Origin of the sequence: Streptococcus oralis subsp. tigurinus (genome assembly GCF_002093575.1) — a bacterium.
Taxonomy (GTDB): Bacteria; Bacillota; Bacilli; order Lactobacillales; family Streptococcaceae; genus Streptococcus; species Streptococcus oralis_CH.
In genome coordinates this window covers 88,020-94,968 of record NZ_LNVH01000010.1, presented here as the reverse complement: position 1 = coordinate 94,968, position 6,949 = coordinate 88,020, and the positions used below count along the sequence as shown (strand labels likewise).

At 44.0% G+C, this 6,949-nt stretch carries 2 protein-coding genes; one reads left to right on the top strand and one right to left on the bottom strand.

Features of this window, described 5'->3' with window-relative positions; genetic code table 11:
* The coding region (locus ATE37_RS10255; protein ID WP_142995868.1) for an LPXTG cell wall anchor domain-containing protein at positions 1-97 on the top strand (97 nt) is incomplete at its 5' end.
* A 542-nt stretch (positions 98-639) separates the two neighbouring features.
* Here ATE37_RS10255 and ATE37_RS10250 read toward each other — a convergent pair.
* The gene (locus tag ATE37_RS10250; protein ID WP_084868941.1) at positions 640-6,915 is read right to left on the bottom strand and encodes an alpha-L-fucosidase; all 6,276 of its coding nucleotides are present in this window, start codon (positions 6,913-6,915) and stop codon (positions 640-642) included.
* Positions 6,916-6,949: the final 34 nt, after the last annotated feature.

Sequence of the window (6,949 nt, the reverse complement as noted above, 5' to 3'; positions counted from 1 at the left end):
CACTGGTGAAAAAGCATCTAACGCAGCAGTAGTTGCAGGACTTGCTTTGATGGCAGTGACTGGTGGATTGTACTTTGTAAGCCGTAAAAATAAATAATCTCTAGATAAAAGATGATTTTCAGTTAGTTCTTAGGAAGTAATTGGAAAGGAAATAGTCCAGAACATTTGTTCTGGACTATTTTTTATCTTGAGAAATAAGGAAGGCTTTTTAAACGTTATTAAGAATCAATTTACATAATATTTATAAGTAATTTTTTCGATAAATAATAAAGTATGCTCTTAAATTTTTTTACTATTCTAACCTATAAAATATAGGGGATTGATGGAGACTTGTCATCTGAAATGAAATAATAGATCGTTAAGGGATAACAATTGATTTGAGAAGCGTTTGTCCTGCTAAGTGATGAAAGTGAATTCTGTGAATGGAGATGGCTCGAGTAAGTTTTAGAAGAAACTATTTAAGTAGGAGGCTAGAAAAATATGGCCGTTCAGTACTGTGAATTTATAAAAAGTTCAATTAAATTTTGGGATCCTTTATGGATTTTTTCACACAAGGTTAATCGTGTAAAAAAGAGAAGACCAAATGGTCTTCTCAACGGGGGAACTGAATAATTAGAAAGAATCAATCAGAGAGGGTTATTAGTCTTTGAAATTCTTTTGGAAGATAAGGAGAGACAAGATAGAAGTAATGGCTGCCAAGTAGAGGAAGGCAGTTGCTTCTTGTTCCCCAGTTGCAGGGAGTAGTCTTTCCTTGTCTTCTTTGATTGTAGCTGTAACAGGAGCTTTTTCATCTTTTGATGATGAATTATCTGTTACGACTGGAGCAGGTTTTTCAGTCTCTCTTGGTAGAACATACTCAGGAAGAGTCACAACTGGTGGCGCTTCTGTTCCAACTGAGCTTTGTTTGCTACCCACTTCAATCACTCGATCTTGAGCTGGAGTTGCTTCTGTTTGGAGAACCTTGCGATTGTCACCGTCCACTTCAACATACTCGACTAAGAGACCGTCTTTCCCTTCTGATAGAATTTGTTCTTTTCCTTTGTCTAATTGTGGGTTTTCGCGACGAATAGTCTTGAACGGTACGACCTTATTGACGATTTCCAAGCTTGGAAGTGTAAAGACAAGGTCTTTAACCCCTTCCTCAGGACTTGAAGAAGTAATTGGTTTCTCAGGTTGCGCTGGAGTTTCCGGTTGAGTCGGCTTTTCAGGCTGATCAGGTTTTTCCGGTTGCGCCGGTTTCTCAGGTTGAGCCGGTTTTTCCGGTTGAACTGGATTCTCAGGTTGAGTTGGTTGTTCCGGTTGCGCTGGCTTTTCAGGCTGAGCCGGAGTTTCCGGTTGAGTTGGTTTTTCAGGCTGAGCTGGCTTTTCAGGCTCAGCAGGTTTCTCAGGTTGAACTGGAGTTTCAGGTTGAGCAGGTTGTTCAGGTTGAGCTGGCTTCTCAGGCTCAGCAGGTTGTTCAGGCTCAGCAGGTTTCTCAGGTTGAGTCGGATTTTCAGGCTGAGCTGGTTTTTCAGGTTCAGCAGGTTTCTCAGGTTGCGCTGGAGTTTCCGGTTGAGCTGGCTTTTCAGGTTCAGCAGGTTTCTCAGGTTGAGCCGGTTTTTCCGGTTGCACCGGTTTCTCAGGTTGAGCCGGTTTTTCCGGTTGAACTGGTTTCTCAGGTTGAGTCGGATTTTCAGGCTGAGCAGGTTGAGCCAGTTTTTCAGGCTCAGCAGGTTTCTCAGGTTGAGCCGGTTTCTCAGGTTGAGCAGGTTGTTCAGGTTGAGCAGGTTTCTCAGGCTGAGCGGGTTTTTCCGGTTGAACTGGGGTTTCCGGTTGAGAAGGCTTTTCAGGCTGAACTGGAGTTTCCGGTTGAGCAGGTTTTTCAGGCTCAGCAGGTCTTTCCGGTTGCGCTGGTTTATCAGGTTGAGCTGCTTCGAGCTTGCTGATTTGTTCAAGAGCAGTTTCTAGCGCTTGATTAACTGCTTCCTGAGTCTTAGCTTCTTGGATCGCAGCAATGGCTTGATCAGCAATTTCTAATAATTTCTTCTTAGCTTCCTTGTTGGATCCAAGCTCAGCTACTTTTTTCTCGATAGCTTTTGTCAAGCTGTCCATAGCCTTATCGTACTCAATTTCCGGTTGTTTTGGTTGAGCTGGTTTCTCAGGTTTCTCAGGTTCTTCTGGCTGTTCCGGTTGCTCTGGACTAGGCTCCTCTTGGCCTCTTTGATAGTTCTCATCCTTGGATAGGATATCTTGTAGGGCACTGACTGTCAACATGACTTCTTGAACATCCACTGCTTCAGCACTGAGTTGGTTTCTCAATTTTTCTAGATTTGCTTGGAAAGCTTGGCGTGCAGTAGCCGTATTTTTCAAGCCTGCTGGATCAAAGTTGGACAGATCATCTTTCCATTTTGAGATAGACTGGATGATATCTGCCTTGCTGTAGAGTTCACTGCCTTCGCCACGAGTGATGAATTGGTCTACCTGAATACCGATATTTTGAGACAGATCGTTTCGATCAGGATCTAGTTGAAGGGTGACTGCGTGCAAGTTTTCGTCCAGACCTTTTAAGCTAACCAGAGTTTGATTGCCTTGGCGTTGGGCTGCACGACCGCTAAAGTATTTCTTGCCATCAACGGTTGAAGCATTTCCCATTCCATCTTGGTAAGGAATTTCTTTGCCATCTAGGAAGACTTTGTAGATACCATGATTTGGATCAACATAGCCCTTGATATCAAGTCCAGTACCGTAGAAGTAGGCTGTGACAGTTGTCTTTTTCTTTTGCTCATCAGTTAAGCGGCCAAAGGAAGCCCAAGACTCAGTCTTTTGGTATTTGTCTGCTGAATTGGTTTCATGGTGCCAGCCAGGACTGTAATCCAACTGACTAGCTTGGTCATCATAACTTGTTTGGTCCTTGATCAGCAATTCAGCTTTCATCACTTGGATGGTTGCATCGGTAGCAAAACCGAGCAGGGCACCATCAGTGACAGAAGTGAGCTTGGCTTTGAAGTCAAAGACAGAGTCGGCTTGTTCAGTAAAGTCAATCGTTGGGATGGTCACAGTCTTTTCTGTTTCTCCATCTTTAAAGATCACATCTTGAGTTGTATCTTGGTAAACTTTACCGTGAACCCCAGTTCCAGGTTCTGTGATGAAGCGAACAGTAGCAGCTCCCTTGCTTCCACCAACACGTTTAATCTTAACAGTGACTGGTTTTCCTTTTTCGACTTCGTAGTTGGTAGACTCGAGTTCAAACATCCCTTTGCTATCATTGTTTAGGGTGTAGATTCCTTCTGTAGCAATTGGTTCGCCTGTTTTGTTTACAAGAGTAATAGTATGTTGGCCAGGTGCTAAATCGCCTGTCTCAAAGACTTTTTGGCTACGTTTACGGCTAGCATTCTTAGTTTGCACATCTGCAACCTTTTGTCCATCAACGTAGACGGACATTTCTCCGTGACCTGGATCGACTGTAGAGACGACATAGGCCTTGGTTCCTGTGAAGGTATAGCTAACTTTGGCATCTTTTTGATTGGTCCACATAGAAGTGCCACGAACACCTTCAGATTCATTGTACCAAGTTGTTCCAGCTGTATCTGCCGTTGTGTTTGAGTGGTATTCAAGTCCAAGAGGGTAGCCATCTGTCTTTTCAATGCTGCTTGGTGTCTTGTAGACTGAGAAGTTGGTCAAGATAGGAGTTGCTTGAGCACCGGTGATGGTCACACGGATTTTTTGTGCTTCTACAGGCTTGCCTTGAACCAAGCGACGGTAACCAACGGTCGAACCTTCGCCGTATGTCACCCAACGTCCGTTGATTTCAACTTCAATCTTGAAACCAGAGATACGTTGACCTTTGGCGATATCTTCCTTGAGTTCAACGACGTCAAAGCGTCTCTTTTGCCCCAAATCGACTGTAAAGCTACCGGTTGTGGCATCATTTGAGAGCGCCCAGCTGGTGTCATCTTTACCGTCTGTGAGGTGGCTTTCCTTGTAGAGGTGGTTTTGACGAGTCGAACTTGCTGTTACAGTCGCACCTTTGGCAAAGTCAGTGGCATACATTTGGTCTAGGGTTGCTTTGAATTCCTTCAAGCGAGCCACATCCGCATCTGCAAATTTTCCTTCTTTATTTGGTGGAATATTGAGAAGGAGTGGGGTTCCACGACCAACGGACTTGAAGTAGATGTCCATCAACTCTTTGAGTGATTTTGGCTGTTGGTTGTCATGATAGAACCAGCCCGAACGGATTGAAACATCAGCTTCCCCTACAGAATACATATCACCATCTGGGTCACCATGGTTGAGGTATTCGTTTTTCACATCGTCTGTTATGTTGGCCCTTTTGACTTTATGCCAGACAGGGTCACCTGCGATACCTCGTTCATTTCCGATCCAGCGAACGCTTGTTGGTTGAGCAGAGAAGATAGCGATATCTCCTTCGGCTTCTTTGATATATTTGAACCATTCATCAAAGGTGTAGGTTACTTTTTGGGCACCGCTACCACGCGCACCGTCCATCCAAACCTCGATAAATTTCCCTTTATTACCGTATTTTGGATTACCAAGGATTTCTTTCAGTTGGTTGAGATAGTATTGGTTGTATTCTTTTTCGGTTGCGACATGGTATTTAGGATGGTTGGCATCCCATGGTGAAAGGTAAACCCCCATGTTCATGTCATACTTGCTAGCAGACTTGGAAACTTCTTCGAGAAGGTCACCCTTTCCATCTTTCCATGGGCTGGCAGCTACGGTATGATCCGTATACTTGGATGGGTAAGTAACGAAACCGTCGTGGTGTTTAACAACCATAATGGTTCGTTTGAAGCCCGTTTCCTTCAGAGTACGAATCCACTGGTCAGTATCCAAGTTGGTTGGATTGAAGTATCGGGGGTCTTCTTTACCATTTCCCCATTCAGAATTGGTATAGGTGTTCATTCCGTAGTGGATGAAGGCTGCCAATTCTTCCTTGTGGTAATCGAGTTGGGCCTTGCTTGGAAGTGGTCCATGATTGCCAATTTCGGTTTCTTTATCTTCTGGATGAGCCACTGGTGGAGTCGGAGTCGTTGGATTAGCCGTATCAGCGATTGGCTCGTATTCAAAGACGACCTCATTCACACCTTTATGCTGGATGGTTGCTTCCAAGCTAGCTTTTACTGGACGGTAACCAGTAATGTCTTTTGCATGGAAGGTGTTGACAAAGGAAACATCATACTCTTGACCGTCATTGTTATCAACTGTCGCCTCAGCTAGTTCAGTACTTGTTCCTTTTTGACGGTAGTAAACTTTGAAAGAGCCTTTGTTGACTTTATAGACCACCTTGATGACACGGGTACCGGCAGGCGCTTTGCTGACAACATTGTGATCTTCAGCCCAAGTATCTTTTAGTTGTTTATTGACCGCTACACCATCAATGGATACAATTTCGTATTTATCTTTATTCTTCTGATAGAAGTCCGTTTTCTCGATTTCTTTTTTGAAATTGTAGTCAAATGGCGAATCCACAGCTGTCTGTTCGATGAAGGTATCATTATCTTTGACAGGATTTCCTTCTTCGTCTTCGTGTTGAATAACCACACGACCGTATTCAACTCCCTTGGTCAAGCTAGCAATCCCATCTTGGTTGAAGGAATATTCGTTACTTCCGATAACAGCTGTTTCGTTCCGAAGCATACGCCCCTCATCAGTAAAGTAGTAACGATTTCCGTTGTCTCCCTGGTACCAGCCTTTCACACCATATTTGGCAATCATGTCCTTCACCCATTTCAGTTGTTCAGGTGAAAGGACGAGTCCGCCACCAAAGCGATCCTTTTCAGGAACACCATTGTCAACGGTTCCGTGTTGGTGAACACCGAGAACTTTTCCTTGGCTATCTACAATCCCACCACCAGACAAACCAGATACAGAAGTGGTTTGGTAAGTGATACCGGTCGTTCCCTTATCATCATAGGACTCAACAGATCGGATAGTCCCATCTGCCTTGTAAAGTTGGCCAGCTAGGATAGGCTGTTTCAGCTCTTTTGAGCTCGAGTCTGTTGGGTAGCCAATCGTACTAATGGCTTCTCCTGGTTGATGCGTTTTGTGATCCGCTAAAGGCGCAAAGGTTGCTGCTTTGTTTGGACTAGCAATTGGAAGAGGAATAGGAGCTTCTACAAGAGCAAGGTCGTTTTTATAGCCTTTTCCAAACTCCTTCTTGTTCCAGAAATGAATGTCCTTTTCTCTAAATAGAACCGTAGTTCCAGAAGATGGCAGTGAGTTTTTCTTTTCGCTGTTTGAACCAACGTTATAGTAAAACTGGGCAGATTTTCCACCACGAATGTGACCTTCGCTAGTTTCTTTATTGGCTTCTAGGAAGTTATGAGCAACGGTAAGGATCAGGTTAGGTGCTACAAAGATACCTGATCCTGAAACGAGGTAGCGTTGTTCTCCTGCATTGTAAGTGCTGTAAACCATAGTAGCAGCAGTAGCAGGTTGTCCCTCGTAGTTGATGTGTTTGAGGTCTTGTCCACCGTTAATGATGGCACGGTTTCCGTTCTCAGCTTCTTTTGGAGCTTCTTCCTTGTCCTTTAGAATGCTCTTAGTTTCTACTTTTGGACTAGCTTTCTGGTCAACGATAGTAGTCGTATCGAGTTCTTTGACAGGTGTGTCTGGATAGGCACGGTCCTGAATGTCTTCAGGGAGCAAGTCAGCACTGTTGGTATCTGCAGCAGGTGTTTCTTGTTTTTCAGCTTCTACACGGCCTTCTTCTTTGACTGGTTCAACCTTGGTCTCTTCTATATCTGCTACTTGTTTCATTTGCTGATCTAAATTGGATGTTGTGGCAGGAGACGTTTCGTCTGCACGCACGGTTCCAGAAGCAAAAAATGCCAGTCCGACGATAACAGATGCCACACCTACAGTCAACTTCCGAATGCTAAATGTTTGCCCTTTTTCAAAAAGGTATCGATTCATAATATACTCCTAGTTTTTAGAAAGGCAGTCAGCT